Origin of the sequence: Microcystis sp. LE19-41.2A (genome assembly GCF_027530405.1) — a bacterium.
Taxonomy (GTDB): Bacteria; Cyanobacteriota; Cyanobacteriia; order Cyanobacteriales; family Microcystaceae; genus Microcystis; species Microcystis aeruginosa.
The window spans coordinates 1-18,902 of the sequence record NZ_JAPZQJ010000480.1; the positions used below are offsets into that span (position 1 = coordinate 1).

Consider the following 18,902-nt stretch of genomic DNA (forward strand, 5'->3'; position numbering starts at 1 on the left):
ACTTTTATCTTGCCCAGAATCAGATTGATAAGCACTCAAGCATTCTTGAAGCCAAGCAGGCAATTCTAAAGAGAACAAATCTTTGAATTTTTCTTCTCTGCTTTCACGACTAATTCCCAATTGCCTAAGAACACTTGGGGCTAACTGTCTTAACTCTTCTTCCCTTATTTCTCCCTCGGCTTGCTCTTGCTGAATTTTTTCTTTGAGTTTCTGTTCATCTCCATAAAAAATTTCTGATAAAACTTTTGAGTTGTCAGTTAAGTATTGATATTCTTCGTGATAATTTGTTCTCTCAAGGGGTTCGACTAATAGTTCTATTGTATTAGTAACTTGGATTTGCTCTGAAAGTCCTAAGATATGATTTTCTTCAGATAAACTTGACTCTAATAAGTGAGTCATTTCTTGAACAACTAAATCAGGATTTAGATAAGCCTGAGCGATCCACCGTTGGGTTTGAATGATTTGTGGGCGTAGCTTTAATCCAGACTTGCGAGCCAAATAAAACTCTAAAAATTTCGCCAAAGTGAACGGACGTTCCCAACCAAACTGATTCTCCAACTCCACCAACAAAACTTCCCGTATGGCTGGCTCAACCTCATACAAACCCTCATCAACCGGACGGCAAAGAGGCGACAGCAGCAAATCCACCTCAGCTACCCAAGGAATCCCTTCCCCTTCCAAAAAATTCAGGTGAATTAAATTGACCAACTCTGGAGATAAAATTAAAGGCAAAGCTGCATGGCAAGCTAACTTTAAATGCCTCAGACCAAACCGCCGTTCAAACGCCAAAACTTCCCGCACCGCCAACTCAGTGGGCAGCCAATTTTCCCGCACCAAACTAGGAGAAGTAATAATCTCTTCCAGCGTCTTACTCATTGAGTCCCACTCCTGCCGGAAAAGGATGTCCCCGCAAAATATTCACCGCATCCTCCAACCCCTCTCTTTCCAAGGGAAACATCGGCACCATGTTGGCAATATCTTCAGCAGTTGTCGTCAGCCAGCGATTTTGAGGCATAGGATTGAGCCAAGCGTAGAGGTAAGTGTAGGTGCTGAGGGTTTGGAGGAAAGTTTTAGTATCCCCCACTCGCATACCATCATAGTAACCACGGGCTGCCCCCCCATCGCTGATAATTAGCACACTATTTCCCTTGGCTTTCTCCTGCAAAACCTCCTCCAAAGGCCAAGCATTAGTCAAAGTAGGGCGCTGGTAGAAAAACTGTTCGGGACAGTCATGGAAGTAATAGCAGTCAATTTTTCCCAGCAACCCTCCCCGTGAAATACTTTCGATAGCTGCCTCAATTAGCGGGACGAAGGGAACCATCGAACCCTGCTGGTCCATCAAAACCAACAAACAGGCGAGGTTGCGGCGGCGGGGCTGCAATACTGGGCGCAACAACAGGCCAGTGCGACAGATGCTGTCAATCGTACCTTCAACATCCAATTCTTCGGGAACGCCCACTCGCTGGGGGCGGCGCAGTTGCCGCCATACTCCCGCCATATCCCGCCGATTCAGTGGCAAACGGGGCGTTAATTGGTAGGAATGGGGACTTTCAGTAAAATCAGTCTTCAAGACAAAGGACTGCTTGACCGCACTAGCAAGTATTACTTTTTCCGGCTGCGGTTGCTGCACTTCCTGCGGTTGGAGCTGAGGCTGCGGTTCAGGGGAAATGGAGGGAGGCTGAGGGGCTGTGGTTGTCGATTCGGGATTTGTCGGTGGCGGCGCGATGCTGGTGGGAGTTCGGGGAATCGGCGTGGTAATAATTTTTAGGTGAGGTTCGACTAATTCGGCAAAGGCAGTATCGAATAATTCCTGGTCTTCCCGTGATTTTGCCCAGAATAAGCGCAACAGTTCCTTAAAACGGTCATTATCTTCTAATCCCATACCCCCGCGAATGGTTTCAATGGCTTCCAGATAATCCGATACTCCCAACGGTACACCATTACGACGTAACCGCTGGAAAACTTGAAAGAGTGAGGTATCTAACTCAGCCATTCTGTTACCTTCCTCTCAGGCAGAGTTATTTTTCTGGTGGATTTTTTGCCTGACCCAAACTCGGAATTTTTGGCGCAACTTTCGGCGACCGAGGACAATATTTTTTACAATAAAACTGGGAATTCCTTTAACGGAAATTGAAGGGAAAGTCAGACTAATATCAGTTTCTTGATACTGTCCTGCTCGAAGTTGATAAATTTTCAAAATACCCAGATCATAGCGCCAAATCTCTGGTACGCCCAAACGGGCATAAATTGGCAATCTGTCTAGGGATTTGCTGGTAATATCTATCTCTAAAACTAAGTCAGGAGGGGGATCTTGTGCAAAATCAATATCCAGGCGACCTCTAACAGCCCTTTCATTTTCAAAGTAAAAACAATTATCTGGCTCACTTCCGGCTAAGGTAGCTTCTTTTTTCCAAGTTGTCGAGCCAAAACTTTCATAATCTAGCTCTAGTTCATCAGCTAAATCTTTAATTAAATCGCCAATAATTTCTTTATAACCTTCATGTTCGGGCAGTGGGGTCATGATTTATAAATCTCCTCGATCATAAGCCACTCTAGAGCTACGAGTGTCTCCCAGTTTTGCCAGAATTTCTTCGAATTCCTGCCAACTGATATTGTGGCGTAAAATTGTGCCAGATTGAGGAAAAGTAACAGTCATAATGTCTCCGATTAATGGATAGTGGTGATGGGTTCATAACCCGTCTTACATAAGGACGTTGTCCCGCAATTTTTCTTATTTATTAGACTCCTCTAATGACAGTCTTCGTCTAATTGAGTTCGCTACCACAAGCATGACAAAATTCGCTACCTACAGGGTTTCCATCATATAGGCAAGTAGGACAAGTTATGGAGCCTCTATTGATGGTAGTAGCTGTTGCTGATAAAGAGATTTCGCTCTGCGCCCTCAGTTGATTGAGCGCATCCAAATCGCTTTGGGTTTTCACCAGGGTTTCTAATCGGGGTAAATTCACCGGATGGGTGCTTGCCATTTCTTTGGCTGTCAGTTGTTTTACCCGTTCCTGTTCCTCCAATACTGCCACCCAATCCAAAAATTCGCTCGTCCCCGGTATTTTGCGCCAACTCCTCAACTGTCGAAGTTCCCAAAATTTCTTGACAGCAGCTTCAAATAGGGGCGTAAGCTGGGGTTGGAAGTGACTTTGGAGCCCACATTCCGCACCCTCAACTGTCACATAAGCTGTCCCCCTCCAGAGACTTGAGTAAAAATACTTATCTGGTGAAGGTTTTCTCGGTGGCCGTTAGGGGGAGCTTGAGACCCTAATTATGAAAAAATAGGAATTGTTGGAAAACTGAGGCGAGTGGACTGTTCGACCATGAATCAATCAACAGAAATTGAAGTCAAAAATCTAGACCATCTGGGATTAGTAGCCGGAATTATCGATGAAATAGGAATCGTTGAAATTATCAACGAACAAGTCTCAATTGAGCGAGGAGAAATTGTCACAGCTGGGCAAGTCGTGAAAGCAATTATCCTGAATGGATTGGGATTTGTCTCCGGGTCCTTGTATTTATTTCCTCAATTTTTTGAAGATAAAGCAACCGAACATCTGCTGGGAGAGGGCATCGAACCCAAGCACTTGAATGATGATAAAATTGGTCGAGTAATGGACAAACTTTATCAACTTAATGTTTCGGTCATTTTCCTACTGATTAGTTTAGCGGCCGTGAAAAAATTTGGTGTAGCAACCGAGAACTCCCATTTAGATTCGACTTCTCTATCAGTAGAAGGAGAATATAAAAAGGAATACCCAACAGTAGAAATCCTGAAATCAGGAGCAGTGGGAGAAGAAATTGAAACCAGACAACAGCCAATAAAAATTACCTACGGATACTCCCGCGACCGAAGACCTGACTTAAAACAATTTATGATTGACTTAATCGTAAGTGGGGATGGAGATGTACCTTTATTCCTGAAAGTAGGGGACGGAAATGAAGCGGACAAAGCGGTTTTTGGTCAAATCGCCCGAGAATTTCAAAAACAAGTTGACTTTGACAGTTTAATAGTCGGCGATAGCGCCCTCTATAGCAAAGAGAATTTAAAAAGACTAATGAGAGAAATGCGTTGGTTATCTCGAGTCCCCTTCAGCATTAAAGAGGCTCAAGAGTTAGTCGATAGCATCTCAGAAAAAGAGTTAACCGATTCAGAAATACCGGGTTATTCCTGGCGGGAAACCATCTCTAACTATGGGGGGATAGAACAAAGATGGTTGCTAGTTGAAAGTCAAGCTAGACAAGAATCAGACTTGAAAAAATTAGAGAAAAAAATCGAGCAGGAAAAGAATTGGGCATAAGAAAAAATCCGGCAACTATCCCGAAGAGAATTTGAGAATAGAGCGGTGGCGTTGGCGATAGCCAAAGGATTATCTGACTCCTTAAAATCTCATCAGTTAACGGAGATTAAAGTCAATCTCATTCCGCCTGAGTCCCAGGGGTCAAAACTCAAATCAAAAGACGATTTACCCTCTCAAAGCTATCAAGTTCAAGCCAAATTAGAGTTGAATTTGACCGCCATTGAGAGGCTAAAGAAACGAGCAGGACGATTCGTTTTAGCAACTAACGATTTGGAGAAACAACGATTAAGCAGTGAGGATATACTCAAAAAATATAAAGGGCAACAAGCTCCAGAAAGAGGATTTTCTTTTCTCAAAGACCCCTGCTTTTTTGCCCACAGTGTCTTTCTCAAATCTCCCCATAGAATCGAGGTCATGGCCATGCTCATGGGCTTGTGCCTGCTGGTTTATACTATTGGTCAAAGACAACTTCGTTTAAGTTTAAAACAGCAGGAGACGGGACTGAAAAATCCGTTGGGTAAGTTAACTGACCGACCGACGTTACGCTGGATATTTCAGGGCTTTCAAGGGATTCATCTCGTCCGTATTCAAGACAATCAAAAGATTAGCAACTTAACGGATGAGAGGCGCAACATTTTGAGATTTTTTCCCAAACCTTGCCAAGAATATTATCTCTTATCTTGACCAGATGGATTGACTTCAAGGGGTGACAAAACAAAGCGAGCAACTGGAACATCTCCCCCTAGATGTTAAGTCTGATTGCCTGGTCATTCTCAACAAGCACTGTTTATTGATAATGACCGGGGGAACCCTGAAATTTTCGGCTTAGTTGGTGGCAGCTTGCCGCCAACTCACTCCTCTAGATAAGTATTTTGACTCAGGCATCTTCCTCTTTTGAGACGTTGTGACACTTAGGGTGCGGAATGTGGGATCGAATGCAGCAACGCCGAAAAGCGCATTCGTTCAAGGCAAAGTAAACTGTTGCAAAAATTTCCAGACCACTTCACTAGCATTGATTGCCTGACTGTTCTTGCCCACTAGATTTTCATGGTTTCGATTGCTAAAACCGTTTTGGTTAGCTCGTCTCATGATTCGCCCTCCAGGCCAACCATGACCTCCTCCCTCAATGCGATAGAGCATGACAGTGGCGTTTTGATGACAACCTGAATACTGGTAAGATACCACTGTAGTTCCATCCTGCTCCGTGTCAGGAAGTCGTTCCTCTTTTGGCGTTGCCGAGCAGCCATTATTTTTGCGCCAAAATGCCACCGTCTCAGGAACTGAAAGGATTTCTCCTCTGGCACCCACTGTCATTTCTCCTCCTACCCAAGGGACAAGTCTATCCTCAGTGCCATTGATCATAAGTACGGGAATAGGTCTTTGGGGCCGACATCTAGATTCGAGGGATTTTGCCATCGTCGAACTGACAGAGGCGATCGCAGCAATTTGGTTAGCCATTTCGCAGGCTAATCTTTGGGCAAAAAACCCTCCATTGGAACCCCCAGTAACATAGATTCTTTTTCTGTCAACATTCCTCAATTTTTCTACGTCTTCAATCACGGCCCGAACGAAAGCAACATCGTCAATTTCTGGGTGAACCTCAGGGGTGTTGCGTCCGTCATTCCATTGCCCCCCAGCAGCACCTAAGTTAATGCCGTTGGGATAGACAACGAGAAAATCTTCTCTATCAGCTAAATCGTTAAAGCCAGTTTTCGCCGCCATGGTATCACCTTGACCAACACCACCGTGAAAAGCTAACAACAGTGGTATGGGTCTGTCCCTAGTATAAGAACCGGGAGTGTAAAGATAGTAACTTCTTTCTAACCCTTGATTGTATAGAGTTCTCAAGACCATATCTTGATTGAGATTAACTCTCCTTCTTCTTCTCATTGTCTGCGATAGTAACTGTTCCTTTAAACTTTCTTGGGGTTGTGGCTGGCTGGCATAACAAGCGGTCAAAAATAAGAGAGTAAGCAGACATAAAAGAAAAATCATGCTTGTCATTCGCCTGAGCTTTCCAATTTTCATTTTAAGCAAATTGTCAACATTATAAGGGAGTGATTGGGTTTAAGGAAGCCAAGACCAAATTTCGATCTGGAAGAAACGCACAATCGGACTGGAAAAAGCGACAATGAAGGGTTTCATCGGCCCTTCAATCTTAGCATAGCCCGTCATCCCAGTCTTAAAAAGGTGTTTTCCATAGGGAATTTCCACCAAAACCTTCACAACTGGTTCTGAAGACAAATCGGCCGTTGTTGTGCTGTTGCCGGCCGCAGGGGTAATGGAGACAACTTTCCCCATAATGGTTTCCGTGGGATAGGCATTGAGTTTGATTTGAACATTTTTACCAATCGAAAATTGTCCGACATCGTACTCTGGAACTTGCACTTCTGCCAAGATCTTGGTAGCATCTTGCGCTGTCGCAAAGGTCTCTCCTTGATCCAAATAGCTACCCACTTTGGTGTCCAGATAAGGAGTTACTAGATAACCATCCAAGGGCATGACTAAGGTGGTGAGTTTGAGTTTATCTCGCTCTTGCTGCTCTTGTTTCCTTAAGCGTTCTAGCTCGGCACGAGCCACTTCCACATCCTGCCGAGCCGCTTCAATCTCGTCGGGGTAGGGACCGGCTAACAGTAACTTGAGCTGAGATTCACTTGTCTCCAAAACTCTTTGCTTGCTTGCTAGCTGGCTGCGTGCTTGTTCGATTACTTGTTGCTGTTGTAACAAAGCCTGGCGCTTTTCTTCCGCTTCAATTTTCTTGGTTTGAGCGTTCCTTTGGGCATCTTCTACAAGATTTAGGGCAATTGCTCCCTCTTTGTAACCTTCTTCCAGGCGAGAAGCCTCACGGAAATAAAAATCAGCTTGGGTGAGCGCGCTTTCTATTTGCTTCTTGATTACCTCTAAATTTTGCTTGTCCACTGCTACCTCTTTCTTAGCTTTATCTACTTCTTCTCGAGCTATCTTTACCTGATTGCGGGCTACTTCCACATCTTCCTTTCTTGGCGTGGCTAAAAGTTTAGCTAGATAAGATTGCTTAATTTTGACATCGCCTAGCGCTTTTTCGATTTGAGATTGCAGCGTCTCTATCGTATCTTCAATATCGACATCTTCCATCTGGGCAATGACCGTTCCTTTGCGGATTAATTGCTCGTTACCCCCTGGGAACATGACGCGAGTAATTTTGCTTTTACCATCAACTTCAGCCTGAATAGCCACCTCGGCGGGAGTGAGCAATTGCAGGGGACCTCCTGGCATAGTCCGATAAGGCAGAAAAAGCAGCGTTACCAAACCAGCTAGGATAAAAAATTTCAGATTTTTCTTCAGCCAAGGCTGAAAGCCCTGGCGAGAGCGACTTGAGGGCTTTTTTGAGTTCTTAGTCTCTTCTGTCAAGTTAGAAGGAAGCCCACTCGTACCTTGGGAATTCCGTCCCCTGAAGAACAAGCGAGAAACCTGTTTGCGAAAACCGATGAATACCAGGACGGAGACGATAATTATCGCTGATTCAGCCCCAAAAATTTCTGGAAAAAGTGTGTATAGACCTTTGGCAAAATTGGTAACGATCAAATAGATCATCAATAAACAAAATAAGATACTCCCCAGGCCAAAACCGACAAGCATCAATTTTTCTCTCGTCGATAAAAAACTAGGCAGATTCCGCCCCTTGATCACCATCCCCCACGCTCTGAAAGACTGAGACATAAAGTTATCCGGCAGTCGGAAAAAAGCGATCAAGAAATAATAACCATAGAGAGGCCAGAGAGGGCAGGCCATCAACACAAAAGTTACCAAAGCAGCATGGGCGAGTAAGAGGAGCCAAATATGAAATGCTGTTCCTGAACTTCTCTGTGCGTACCAAAAAATCATACCAAAGCTAAAGATAAAAAGGCGCATGATCAAGGGAGTCCCATAGATCCAGAGTTGGGCCTTTCGTGGTACGCTTTGATACTCTCTCAGGTCCACCTGGAAGTGAGGCTTGAATCCTAAAGCTAAGGTCATGCCAAACACGCTGGAACGTCCGCCATAGGCAGCAAACACCGTCCCTTGAATAATACGGCCGCATAAATTCAAGATTAAAATGTCAACTAAATAACTTAGGACAAAGGGTAAGCCATCAACAAAACGCCCCACGTCGTACCATAAAACCGTCCTATTATTCCAAAAAGTCAATAGAGCAATAGGTAAAAGAGGCAGCAATAGCCAAGTTGACCATCTAAGCCAACGGTGGCAAGGGTGAGTCCAACGGGCTAGGCTAGTAAAAACGGCATCAGGGTTAGGATGTTTCCAAATAAAACGCAACGAATGCTGCTTGGATTTTTTCTTGGTTGGCGAGGAGTTTTTGTGACCGTTTCCTTCCTCGGATTGAGAGGATGGCAATTGGTTCTGATGCGGTTCTAGTAGTCCAAAACTATCAATCTGTCCAGCAAACTTCTGGTAATCTTCTTCAGTGAGACTGATATTAAAGCGTTCTTGAAAACTAGCCAAGATTTCTGGTACAGATGTCACCCCATCCATAAGTTGACATAAAAAATATTCTTCTTCCCCGAATTCAAAAGTTTCCTGAGAGATGGGATCTTGAATAAAATAACGCTTGGCCGAGGTTTGACGATCTATTTTCCTGGTGACAAGCAAATCCTCACGCAAGCAATTGGAGAGAGGCATAGGCATAGAAGAGCTATTAATAAAAAATTATAGACATGATACTAGATTTATTTTAAAGCATAGTATATGGTATGGTTAACTAGGCTCTTCGGGACTTGGTATGGTTCGATAGGGGGGCATAAATCGACTAAATCCTTATCTGGCAAGAGATTTAATTAATTAGTTCGCTCTAGATCGCCAACAATTGACAAAAATCGCGGTAATGTCTTTCTCTATAAGGGTTTCATTCCTTATAACCCCCATCCATTGCATAACACAAACCGAAGAGCCTCTTTTTTGGAAGTCTGTGTCTGTATTCCATGCTACATAAGCTTTTCAGCTGGCTTGTCCCCCTGTCAGGTGCTTGTGCCAAAACCTCTTATCAACAGGCCGAAGAAGATTTATAGCATTTCCTAAGCTAGTGAGGTACACCTATTTTTCTTCCCTTTTGCCTTCTGCCTCTTGCATGAGTGCCTAAAACCCATAACTTTTGTACCTCAGCAGACTGAAAAACGCTATATAGTCATTTCAGATAAGTCTGATACACTCTAGACCGGTTAAACCCTTATGAACTCTGGCATTGATATTCTCAATCTTAATTGAAATGACTATATTCGAGTTCTCGGAGCATCAAGATAAACTAAGACGCATTTTAAGCGTTTACAGGTCAGTACGAATGCTACGATAGCGTTGGGCGAGGATGCGAAGTCGGTCCTTGAATTGATCAGAGAAAAGGAGTTTAAAGGATGAAAATGACTTATCTGGAAGCTACTGCCAAATTTTACAGCGAAGTAGCCCAAACTCCCGAAGTGGGGCTATGTTGTGTCCACAGCAGTCCTTTGCAACTACCCGGGTTAAAAATCCCTGCCATTATGCAAGAGATGAACTATGGTTGTGGCACGACGGTGCAGGCCAATGAATTAGGCAATTCTCCCAGGGTTTTGTATGTGGGTGTGGGTGGTGGTTTAGAAGCACTGCAATTCGCCTATTTTTCCCGTCGTCCAGGGGGAGTAATTGCGGTGGATCCAGTGCCAGAAATGCGTTGGGCAGCCCAAAGAAATCTCAGCGAAGCGCTGCTGGAAAATCCCTGGTTTAGTCTCGATTTTGTGGAAATTAGAGATGGTTCCGCCTTTGAATTGCCGGTGGAGGATGCCTCCGTCGATGTAGTGGCGCAGAATTGTCTTTTTAATATCTTTAAACCAGCCGATTTACAGTTAGCTTTACGGGAAGCTTTTCGCGTCTTAAAACCGGGAGGGCGTTTACTGATGAGCGATCCGATCGCCACTCGTCCAATCCCCGAACATTTGCAAGAAGATCAGCGTTTACGAGCTATGTGTCTATCGGGGGCCTTGACCTACGATGATTATATTAAACAGTTGCTCGATGCTGGTTTTGGTCAGGTAGAAATTCGGGCCCGTCGTCCCTATCGTTTACTGGACTGTCAGAGTTATAATTTAGCCGATCCGCTCCTATTAGAAAGTTTGGATTCCGTTGCTTTTAAACTAGCTATTCCCGAAGATGGGGCCTGTATTTTTACGGGCAAAACTGCTATTTATACTGGTACGGAGGCAATTTTCGATGATGGTGCCGGGCATATTTTAGCCAAAGGATTGCCGGTGGCCGTCTGTGATAAAACTGCGGGCAACTTAGCTCGCTCCTCTCCCCAAGATATCCTCATCACCGAGTCCACTTGGCACTATAACGGAGGCGGTTGCTGTTAAAAAAGCAGCGTCGAGACAAGTTCGATCCCTCAGTTACCAGTTATCAGTTATCAGTTACCAGTTATCAGTTACCAGTTATCAGTTATCAGTTATTAGATGTGAGTTATCAGTTATCATTGATTAGTTATTGGTCACTGTTTACTGTTTACTAATTACTGTTTACCGTTTACTGTTCAATGTTTACCGTTCACTGTTTACTGTTTACTGTTTACTGTTTACTGATTACTGTTTACTCTCCTATGACTCCTTTTGTTGAGAAACTAAAAACTCCTTTAACTAAGCAAAAAATCTCGGTTCTGCAAATTAATTTGGGGAAAAGATGTAACCTTGCCTGTAGCCATTGTCATGTGGAAGCTAGTCCAAGTCGCTACGAAGAAATGACTCCAGAACTGTGCGAACAAATTATCGAACTGATCGAAAGATTTCCCCAAATTAAAACCGTCGATCTGACCGGCGGCGCCCCGGAAATGCTCTACGGTTTTAAGCCGATTGTGGAAATCTCTAGAAAAGCTGGGAAACAGGTAATTGTGCGCTCGAATTTAACTATTTATTTCGAGAAAGGATTTACTGATATTCCTGAATATTGCGCTGGCCATCAGTTGCGGGTGGTGGCTTCTTTACCCTGTTATCTTGCCGATAATGTGGATAAAATGCGCGGGGAAGGAGTCTATGATCGATCGATTGCCGCTTTACAATGGTTAAACCGTCTCGGCTACGCTCAAGAGCCGAATTTGATTGTGGATTTAGTCTATAATCCCCAGATTCCTAAGTCAGATAATTTTTCTCTCACACCGGATCAGGTATCCCTGACACGGGATTACAAAAAGTTCTTGCAAGAACATTTTAATATTTCTTTTAACAATCTGTTTACTATCACTAACCTACCCGTTGGAAGGATGCGCTTCCATCTGGAACACCGGCAACTCCATCAACCCTATCTTCAATTCCTCGAAGACCATTTTAATGGCGATACTGTCGAACATTTGATGTGTCGTAATCAGCTTTCGATCGATTATTTGGGTAATATCTATGACTGCGATTTTAATCAGATGGAGGATTTGGCCGCTTGCACCAGTCAAGGCCAAAAATTAACCCTGCCGGATTTATTACAAGCGGGTAGTTTAGATGTAATTGCAGAGGTACAAACCGCTTCCTATTGCTACGGTTGCACTGCTGGCAGCGGTTCCAGTTGTGGGGGAGCTTTGATTGCAAACTGAACAAGTGTACTGGATTGACAGCGTGCCTCGGAAAATTTAGTACAAATGCTCGGACTAGCTCTCCCTGCTACCAACTCCGGTGCTGTCTTAACGGGGTAGGGTGTGGGGTGTAGGGTGTGGGGTTTTACCGATTTTCAGGTGGTCAATTAGCCAATTTTCAGGGAAAAAGTCCCTGAATTCTCCCCCCGATCGCTCCAATCGCTGGCACTTTTTAGTCAAAAGTTGGACTATTGATTAGGGACCGGAAAAAACTGCCGATTCGATATCTTGGCGACTAAGGGAGTATTTAAAAGCGCGATTGATGTCACTGCCGTCATTGGCTGCCCGAAAGTAACGAACGGTGATTTCTTCGATATCGAGGCAGATTTCCGCTTTCCATGTCGGTTTTTCCACAGTCCAACAGTGGATATTCTCGGTATTTTTCCGACAACCTAATTTAACTAGCCATGCTTCGATCGCCGGTAAGGGATGATTATAGAGGGGAGTATCAGCAGTGGGAATCTTCATCGCATGAATCTAAATCAAAAATAATTGGGCTACAGTGACGGCATTCTCTCCTCGAAGCATAGCAATAATCACCGCTAGTAACAAGCAGCCCAGCAGGGTGAGTGCCAAGATAAACAAAGCAAAAATTTCTCCCGAAGATAGGGGACGATCGGTAGGATCGAGATAGGCGCTACGATTAGCTATGGGTTGATCGCTATCGGGGATAGTTTGGATGACATTCCAGCGCGAGTAACCTATTTGTAAATCATACAGGGAACGGCGATCGGGATTACTCAGGGTGGCATAAGCTTCGTTAAGACGCTGGAATTTAACCGTTGCCACTTCGGGGCTGAGTTCGGTAGTATCGGGGTGGTATCGTTTGCTAAGTTCCCGATAGGCGCGTCGCACTTCGATCACCGAGGCACTCGGATGTAGTCCTAGAATGGCATAATAGGTATTGGCAAAGCGCGAGTTAGCGGCAATGACTCGCGAGGTGGTTTGGGAATTATCGCGCTCGAAGGTCACAAGATTTTTTACCGAAAAATTGGGTTTAAAGCCTCGCCCTTTTAGGGCGACTTTATGTGATGTATGATATTAAGAATAGCGGGCCGGGTAAGCAACCGCTTAAAAAACCCAGTCATCGCCGGATGAACGCACCGTTCGGATCTCGGCGTGAGCTTTTGTCGAGCGCTGATCTCAGGGCAGCGCGGTCAAAAACGACATCGGTAAGATTGCCAACCAAATTATGATGGCTGTCACCTTGCGTTGGGAAACCATTTTGATGCCAGAGGAAAGAAAAGAGGGTCATCAGTTGTCAGATTTGCGTTTTCAGTCCACTGATTACTGGAAAAGCTTCCCAACTCCCACTCTGCAATAACTACTGGCAGCCAGAAATAGGTTGGGTACTTATCATACTTTGTGCTTTTTGTCAAAAAAACTTTTTTTTTGCAATAAAACTACACAAAAAAAAGATCATCGTTGTGGGTGAAATTGACTCATTTACCCGTCTTAATTAGGATCACCTTGTAGGTGTGGCAAGGGTTTCAGCCATTGCTACCCAAAAAAGCACAGAATAACCCACTGTGAAATTCTATCAAATCGCTGTAACCATTACAACATCGTTGTTAAATAAAAATCTTTCTCAATTAATTCTTAAGAATTTATAAATATTGCGAAATGTTAATTTAAATATTCTCAAGTTTTTGGAGCAATAGATAATTTTTGCTTATCTTTGTCCAACATGGGGTTAGAAGTCAGGAGTCGGGAGTCAGAAGTCAGTATTCAGGAGACAGGAGATTATTTTTATGTATTCTTCCCACACCCCACACCCCACACCCCACACCCCACCTCCCCACTTTCCCACTCTCGACAATTCTCCTTCTCCGCCGCGTTAAGCATAGTCGATAATAATAAAAGACAGATCGATCGCTTGCGCTCATGACCGGCAACCACTACCAAACCTTAGAAATCAGCCATAAATCGACCCCTGACGAGATTAAACGGGCCTATCGGCGTTTAGCCAGACAATTCCATCCCGATAGTCAAAACGATAGTGCCAGTCACGATAAAATCGTCGCTATTAACGCCGCCTACGAGATTTTAAGCGATCCGAGGCTAAGAAAAGACTACGATAACCAACTAATCGCCAATTTTCCCGAAAAACGCGGCCAACGCACTGCCACTGCCCAAGCAAATTACCATCGTTACAAAGAGGCGGTCCAGGAAGACGAGGCCCTAGTCAAACAGTGGTACAACCAGACCTATAGCCCGATTAATCGCCTGATCGGTCAAATTATCCGGCCTCTCAAAGGTCAGATCGATCACCTATCCGCCGATCCCTTCGATGATCAGTTAATGGCTGTTTTTCAAGACTATCTAGAAACCTGTCGCCAAAATCTCGATCGAGCCAAAACCCTCTTTTGCCAAAGGCCCAACCCTGCCAAAATGGCCAAAGTGGCCGCTTCTCTTTACTACTGTCTCAATCATCTCACTGACGGACTAGAAGAATTAGAAACCTTTACCCTTAACTACGACGATCACTCTCTCCACACCGGTCAAGAAATGTTTCGCATGGCCCAGCGTTTACAGGTGGAAGCTAAACAGATAGCCAGTCAGTGCCAAAATTAAATCTCTAGCCATGGGCAAAAAAAAAGACGAAAATAGATCAAGACCAGATTTACCCAACCCTAGCTTAACCCCGATGAGAGACAAACAATCAGAAATTACCAATATATCCACCCCTAGAGATTCTGATCTTTATTCCTTGCCTCCGGCCGTCCAACGGGCTGCTAATATCCTTTTACGTCAGGGAAGAATCGGTTTTTGGACGCAGATTGTCCTGGGCGTAATTTCAGGGGTTTTATTACTGATTGCTACCGCTAGTTTATTAGGGACGAGACAACGCACTTCTGGCATTGAAATCGGTGTTTTATGTGCCATTGGTGGGGCTGGTTTCTTGGTGGTCGCCATTTTCTTTTCCTCTCGTTACATGAAAATTGCCCGTCAAATGTTGAGGGGTGATCAAGATAGTCGCCCGAAAAAATCCGATACTATTCAGTTAATCCGTCAGGGTTTAATCGCTAATATTATCGGGATGTTTTTAACTATTTTGGGAGCGCAAGCCTTGGCGGGAATTGTCTTAATTAAATCCCTCAATGTTCCCCAAGGTACTTTTAATGTTGCCTCTAACCCCAGTCAGTTTGTTAATTCTGTTGACCTGTTAATTGTGCAGGCTAATACTAATACAATTCTCGCTCACTTTACTGGTATCGTTACTTCTTTGTGGCTTCTTAATCGTATTACTTCTAAATAAATATGGCCATGCAACGCACCCGTTTGAGTACGCTGGCTAATGTCACCAGCAGTCGATTTAATCGCTTTTTTGGTAATCCTTGGCGGCGGATTTCCCTACAGATAATTTGTGTTTTATTTGGAATTTTTTCTGGTCAAGCAATTGTCACCACTGCTGGACAAACTGCTCAATGGGATGTCACCGCGGCCGGTTTATTAGTGCTGTTTACGGAGGCGATTAGCCGGATTGTTTACCGAAAAAGTTCTCAGGCTAAACCCGCACCGATTCTGCGAGAATCTTTCAATTTACTCAAAATTGGTATCACCTATAGTTTATTTCTAGAAGCCTTTAAAATTGGCTCTTAAATAGGGTTGGCTGAAAATGTTTCTTGGTGGGGTGAGGATTCAGGAGCCAGTCGGGGAAAGTGGAAACCTTGCCCTTAAGTGCCGACCGGCAGCGAGCAATCGTAGCCAGCCTAGACAGAACAAGTGTATTAGTTAAGCTGCCCAACGATACCCTTACTCCATGGCGCTTCTCAGGAAAATAAGGATTTCAGACGTTCATTCTCATTAGTACATTAAAATTACCCAGCTTTAGCATAGGCTCTGTAAGACTTTTAGCCATGGCTAATATATTCATACGGGAGAAGTTCAGTTATAATTAAATTACCAAATTATATTTAGGGCAAATTTTTTTAATCATCATGCCACAACAATCCTTAATCGCTAAAACCCTGACAGAGCAAGCCGTTACCCCCCCCGCACAAAATCGTTTAAATGTCAAGCTTTTTAGAAAAATATTTTTATTGTCTCCCCTGTTGTTTTGGGAATTATTGGGTTTAGAAGTTAGCTCAGTTAAAGCAGTAGAAAACCTACAATGTCCCGTTATTTCTAGGGAAGAAGTTGATACTAATGCTCTTAAAAGAGAAATTGCTAATTATTCAGCCACTCTGCGAGTCTATCCTAGCGATCTGGGTACGATTAAACTTTATCTTCAACGGGGAATGGCCCGAGAAAAAATCAACGATCAAAACGGTGCGATCGATGATTTCAGTCAATACATTTGGTATAGTAATTATAATGCTCCCGCCTTCAAAGATCGACAGTTACTAGCTCAAGCCTATTATCAAAGAGGTGTGTTAAAGTTAGCCATGGTGATTGAGGGAGAAAAAACCCCTATAGCCGCCGAGGAAATCCCTGTTATTGAGGAAAAAACCCCTATAGTTGAGGAAATCCCTGTTATTGAGGAAGAAACACCCTTGATTGAGCGAGAAAGCCGAATCAAGGATCAGCATCAGCTAAAATTATTAGAAGCTGCTCGCTCAGATTTTCAGCAAGCCTTTAAGTATAATCCCAATAAAAGCGAAGTTTACTTTAACCTAGCAATTATTGCGTCTTTGCTCAATCATCAATCCTTGGCTTTAGATTATTACCAGCGTTTCATTGGTTATGAAACTGAAGATTATCGCGGCTATTATCATCGAGGACAGCTATACTCTCAGTGGGGAAATTATGCAGAGGCTATCAAAGATTATGATCTGGCTATTTTATACAAACCCGATCTAATTGAAGGCTATTATAATCGGGCTATAGCTTTAGAAAAGATAGGGGGAAAACGAGAGGCTTTTAAGGATTATAAAATCGTTTTAAAATGCTCACCCAAACTATTTTTAGCCAAGAATGCTCCTAGCAGTTATCAAAACCGTGCCAGAGTACAACTTGAAATCGCTGACGAGGAAGTCGAATTAGCCAATTTATCTTCTAATTCCCCCCAAGGGTATCAAACAGCGATCGAGTATTATAATGGAGCCATCAAAGATCTAGCACTTGTCATCCGTATTAATCCCAACTACGATAAAATTCCCCATTCTAGAGCATTTCTTAAACGGGGTTATGCTCACCTAAGACTCAACAATAATCAAGGGGCAATTCAAGATTATAACCAAGCAATTTATCTGCAACCCCAAGACGCAAAAGCCTATGTATATCGGGGGTTAATGCGAGCCAATAAATATCAAGAATACGCAGGAGCTTTAGAGGATTTTACTGCGGCAGTGGCACGAAATCGTCATGATGCAGCCGCTAACTATCATCGGGGGTTAGTGCTGTATAAATTGGGGCGTTATCAGGAGGCAGTAGATAATTATAATATTGCCTTAGCCCAAGATGATGGGATTAATACACCTAGTTTTACTTCTCGATCTGTCTGTAGCGAAAATATCCGAGAATCTGCCGAGAAAAATTATTTTTATAACTCCAGAGAAACCGATTTTCGTCCTAATTATAATGTCTCTTGTCATGCTCTGGCCCGGGGAGATGCTTATTTTGCTCTGAAAAATTTTGCTGCGGCCGAAAGAGATTATACTACTTATATAGTTGCCTATCCTAACGATCCAGAAGGGTATCATAAACGGGCTAATGCGCGTTTTGAAAAAGGGGATAAACAGGGAGCGATCGAGGATTATAATGTATTTCTACAAAAAGTCCGGGATGCGAGAATTTTCTATAGTCGTGGGAATAGTCGCACTGACGTGGGAGATGATCAAGAAGCGATTACAGATTATCTGCAATCTTTGAGCATTAATCCTATCGATGTGACAGCGTATAGTAATCGGGGAAATGCACGCACTGATACCGCTACTATTCCCGATAATGTACAAGTAACACCGAGAATATCGGAGAATCCGATCGCCTATAATAATCGTGGTATTATTCGACGACAAACTGGGGATAAGGAGGGTGCTTTAGAGGATTTAGATAAAGCAATTAGCTTGAATTCCAATAATCCGATCGCCTATAATAACCGGGGAGTGATTCGCTTTGATTTGGGAAATAATACCGGTGCTTTGGAGGATTTAAATATCGCTATTTCTCTCCAGTCTAACTATGCTGAAGCTTACTATAATCGAGGTTTAGTTAAGGAAAAAATAGGCGATAAGAAGGCAGCGATCGCTGATTATCAATTAGCAATTACTTATCAGCCAAATTATGGCGAAGCTTATTATAATTTGGCGCTTGCCACCTACGACGATAAAAATCCTAGTAGTCGAGTAGCGAGCCTTAACTATTTGCAAAAAGCCGCTAATGCTTTGATAAAAACTGGTAATTTAGAACTTTATGAACGGGCGGTAGAATGGATGTTAAAAATGCAGTAATTTCTCGAAAAAATAAGCTAATTTTTGACAAAGACTTCAAGACTTGGCTATTTCAAGCCTTCAAAGAGCGGGGGAGTCTCTTATTGCCGATGAATTAGCCGCTAATCATCATACAAGGTTGGGTTGACGTAAGGAAACCCAACAATAGACCCAAGGAAACCCAACAAAAAGATTCAGACGGATTTAGGGGTTGGGTGTTGGGTTTCGCTTTTCCTGAGAATTGAGAGGTTTTCTTTAACATATTTATTCGCTCAACCCAACCTACGAAACTCACCCCCCTAATTGTTGTAAAATCTGCATCACCTTTTCATAAGCAGCCATATTATTCTGTTGGAGGAATAATATAGCTGCTTGTTGTAGATCAATTTTTACTTTTTCGGGTTGTCCTAATATGGCATATAAACCACCACGACCTAAGTAAGCATTAGCATAATTAGGATTAATTTCAATAGCTTTGCTGAAGTCAGAGAGGGCTAAATCGTATTTCCGCAAGTCTCTGTGAAGAAGCCCCCGATTGTAGTAAGCCCCAGCATCATTAGGATTAATTTTAATAGCTTTGTTCCAGTCAGCTAAAGCTAATTCGTATTT

18 protein-coding genes and 3 pseudogenes are annotated in these 18,902 nt (G+C 43.4%); 9 read left to right on the plus strand and 12 right to left on the minus strand.

The window, feature by feature from the left end:
- From O9290_RS20365 to O9290_RS20380, 5 genes and pseudogenes are all read right to left on the minus strand, one after another.
- A pseudogene (locus O9290_RS20365) lies at window positions 1–876 on the minus strand (hypothetical protein); the annotation flags it as partial.
- The gene (locus tag O9290_RS20370) at window positions 869–1,993 is read right to left on the minus strand and encodes a hypothetical protein (protein ID WP_288087480.1); all 1,125 of its coding nucleotides are present in this window, start codon (window positions 1,991–1,993) and stop codon (window positions 869–871) included. The gene O9290_RS20370 and the pseudogene O9290_RS20365, both read right to left, overlap by 8 nt.
- A 15-nt stretch (window positions 1,994–2,008) precedes the next feature.
- Complete coding sequence (locus O9290_RS20375; RefSeq protein WP_353852158.1) at window positions 2,009–2,521, minus strand: Uma2 family endonuclease; 513 nt, start codon at window positions 2,519–2,521, stop codon at window positions 2,009–2,011.
- A 3-nt stretch (window positions 2,522–2,524) separates the two neighbouring features.
- On the minus strand, window positions 2,525–2,656 hold the full coding sequence (locus O9290_RS28285) for a hypothetical protein (RefSeq protein ID WP_353852159.1): 132 nt from the start codon (window positions 2,654–2,656) through the stop codon (window positions 2,525–2,527).
- 109 nt (window positions 2,657–2,765) lie between these two features.
- Window positions 2,766–3,188 carry a hypothetical protein gene (locus tag O9290_RS20380; protein ID WP_288087482.1) on the minus strand — a complete coding sequence of 141 codons (423 nt, stop codon included), beginning with the start codon at window positions 3,186–3,188 and terminating at the stop codon, window positions 2,766–2,768.
- A 141-nt stretch (window positions 3,189–3,329) separates the two neighbouring features.
- Here O9290_RS20380 and O9290_RS20385 point away from each other — a divergent pair.
- Window positions 3,330–4,991 (plus strand): annotated as a pseudogene (locus O9290_RS20385) (IS1634 family transposase).
- Between the two features lie 279 nt (window positions 4,992–5,270).
- Here the strand turns inward: O9290_RS20385 and O9290_RS20390 are convergent.
- The 3 genes and pseudogenes from O9290_RS20390 to O9290_RS28580 all read right to left on the minus strand — a co-directional run.
- Complete coding sequence (locus tag O9290_RS20390) at window positions 5,271–6,302, minus strand: extracellular catalytic domain type 1 short-chain-length polyhydroxyalkanoate depolymerase (RefSeq protein WP_288058863.1); 1,032 nt, start codon at window positions 6,300–6,302, stop codon at window positions 5,271–5,273.
- A gap of 72 nt (window positions 6,303–6,374) precedes the next feature.
- Window positions 6,375–8,972: an HlyD family secretion protein gene (locus O9290_RS20395; protein ID WP_288058861.1), complete on the minus strand. Its 2,598-nt coding sequence runs from the start codon at window positions 8,970–8,972 to the stop codon at window positions 6,375–6,377.
- A 636-nt stretch (window positions 8,973–9,608) separates the two neighbouring features.
- Window positions 9,609–9,692 (minus strand): annotated as a pseudogene (locus O9290_RS28580) (type II toxin-antitoxin system RelE/ParE family toxin); the annotation flags it as partial.
- Between O9290_RS28580 and arsM the strand changes: the two are divergent.
- Window positions 9,692–10,666, plus strand: a complete 975-nt coding sequence (gene arsM, locus O9290_RS20400) for an arsenosugar biosynthesis arsenite methyltransferase ArsM (protein WP_002763796.1) — start codon at window positions 9,692–9,694, stop codon at window positions 10,664–10,666. The pseudogene O9290_RS28580 and the gene arsM sit on opposite strands and share 1 nt — an antisense overlap.
- Before the next feature lie 239 nt (window positions 10,667–10,905).
- A complete protein-coding gene (gene arsS / locus O9290_RS20405) occupies window positions 10,906–11,883 on the plus strand; it encodes an arsenosugar biosynthesis radical SAM (seleno)protein ArsS (protein WP_002763792.1) in 978 nt (325 codons plus the stop codon).
- 87 nt (window positions 11,884–11,970) lie between these two features.
- On the opposite strand, the gene O9290_RS20410 is transcribed toward arsS, so the two are convergent.
- From O9290_RS20410 to O9290_RS20420, 3 genes are read right to left on the minus strand one after another with little or no spacing between them, the layout of a single operon-like run.
- A complete protein-coding gene (locus tag O9290_RS20410; protein ID WP_288028144.1) occupies window positions 11,971–12,102 on the minus strand; it encodes a hypothetical protein in 132 nt (43 codons plus the stop codon).
- Between the two features lie 15 nt (window positions 12,103–12,117).
- The gene (locus O9290_RS20415) at window positions 12,118–12,390 is read right to left on the minus strand and encodes a DUF3143 domain-containing protein (RefSeq protein ID WP_004268884.1); all 273 of its coding nucleotides are present in this window, start codon (window positions 12,388–12,390) and stop codon (window positions 12,118–12,120) included.
- 9 nt (window positions 12,391–12,399) lie between these two features.
- A complete protein-coding gene (locus O9290_RS20420) occupies window positions 12,400–12,894 on the minus strand; it encodes a J domain-containing protein (protein WP_287701191.1) in 495 nt (164 codons plus the stop codon).
- Window positions 12,895–13,114: 220 nt separating this feature from the next.
- Here O9290_RS20420 and O9290_RS20425 point away from each other — a divergent pair, with 220 nt between their 5' ends.
- The 6 genes from O9290_RS20425 (at window position 13,115) to O9290_RS20450 (ending at window position 18,314) form a co-directional block, all read left to right on the plus strand.
- Window positions 13,115–13,246 (plus strand): hypothetical protein, encoded by a 132-nt coding sequence (locus O9290_RS20425; protein WP_002753613.1) that lies wholly within the window; start codon window positions 13,115–13,117, stop codon window positions 13,244–13,246.
- Between the two features lie 363 nt (window positions 13,247–13,609).
- On the plus strand, window positions 13,610–13,810 hold the full coding sequence (locus O9290_RS20430) for a hypothetical protein (protein WP_288087484.1): 201 nt from the start codon (window positions 13,610–13,612) through the stop codon (window positions 13,808–13,810).
- Complete coding sequence (locus tag O9290_RS20435) at window positions 13,807–14,496, plus strand: J domain-containing protein (protein WP_079205394.1); 690 nt, start codon at window positions 13,807–13,809, stop codon at window positions 14,494–14,496. Before O9290_RS20430 ends, O9290_RS20435 begins: the two co-directional genes overlap by 4 nt.
- Before the next feature lie 73 nt (window positions 14,497–14,569).
- Entirely contained in the window at window positions 14,570–15,181 is a 612-nt protein-coding gene (locus tag O9290_RS20440) for a DUF3611 family protein (RefSeq protein ID WP_002800798.1), read from the plus strand.
- 2 nt (window positions 15,182–15,183) lie between these two features.
- Window positions 15,184–15,525, plus strand: a complete 342-nt coding sequence (locus O9290_RS20445) for a DUF565 domain-containing protein (protein WP_190721685.1) — start codon at window positions 15,184–15,186, stop codon at window positions 15,523–15,525.
- Between the two features lie 338 nt (window positions 15,526–15,863).
- The gene (locus tag O9290_RS20450; RefSeq protein ID WP_288055585.1) at window positions 15,864–18,314 is read left to right on the plus strand and encodes a tetratricopeptide repeat protein; all 2,451 of its coding nucleotides are present in this window, start codon (window positions 15,864–15,866) and stop codon (window positions 18,312–18,314) included.
- Between the two features lie 270 nt (window positions 18,315–18,584).
- Here O9290_RS20450 and O9290_RS20455 read toward each other — a convergent pair.
- Window positions 18,585–18,902: tetratricopeptide repeat protein (locus O9290_RS20455; RefSeq protein WP_288087486.1), on the minus strand; the 318-nt coding region annotated here is incomplete at its 5' end.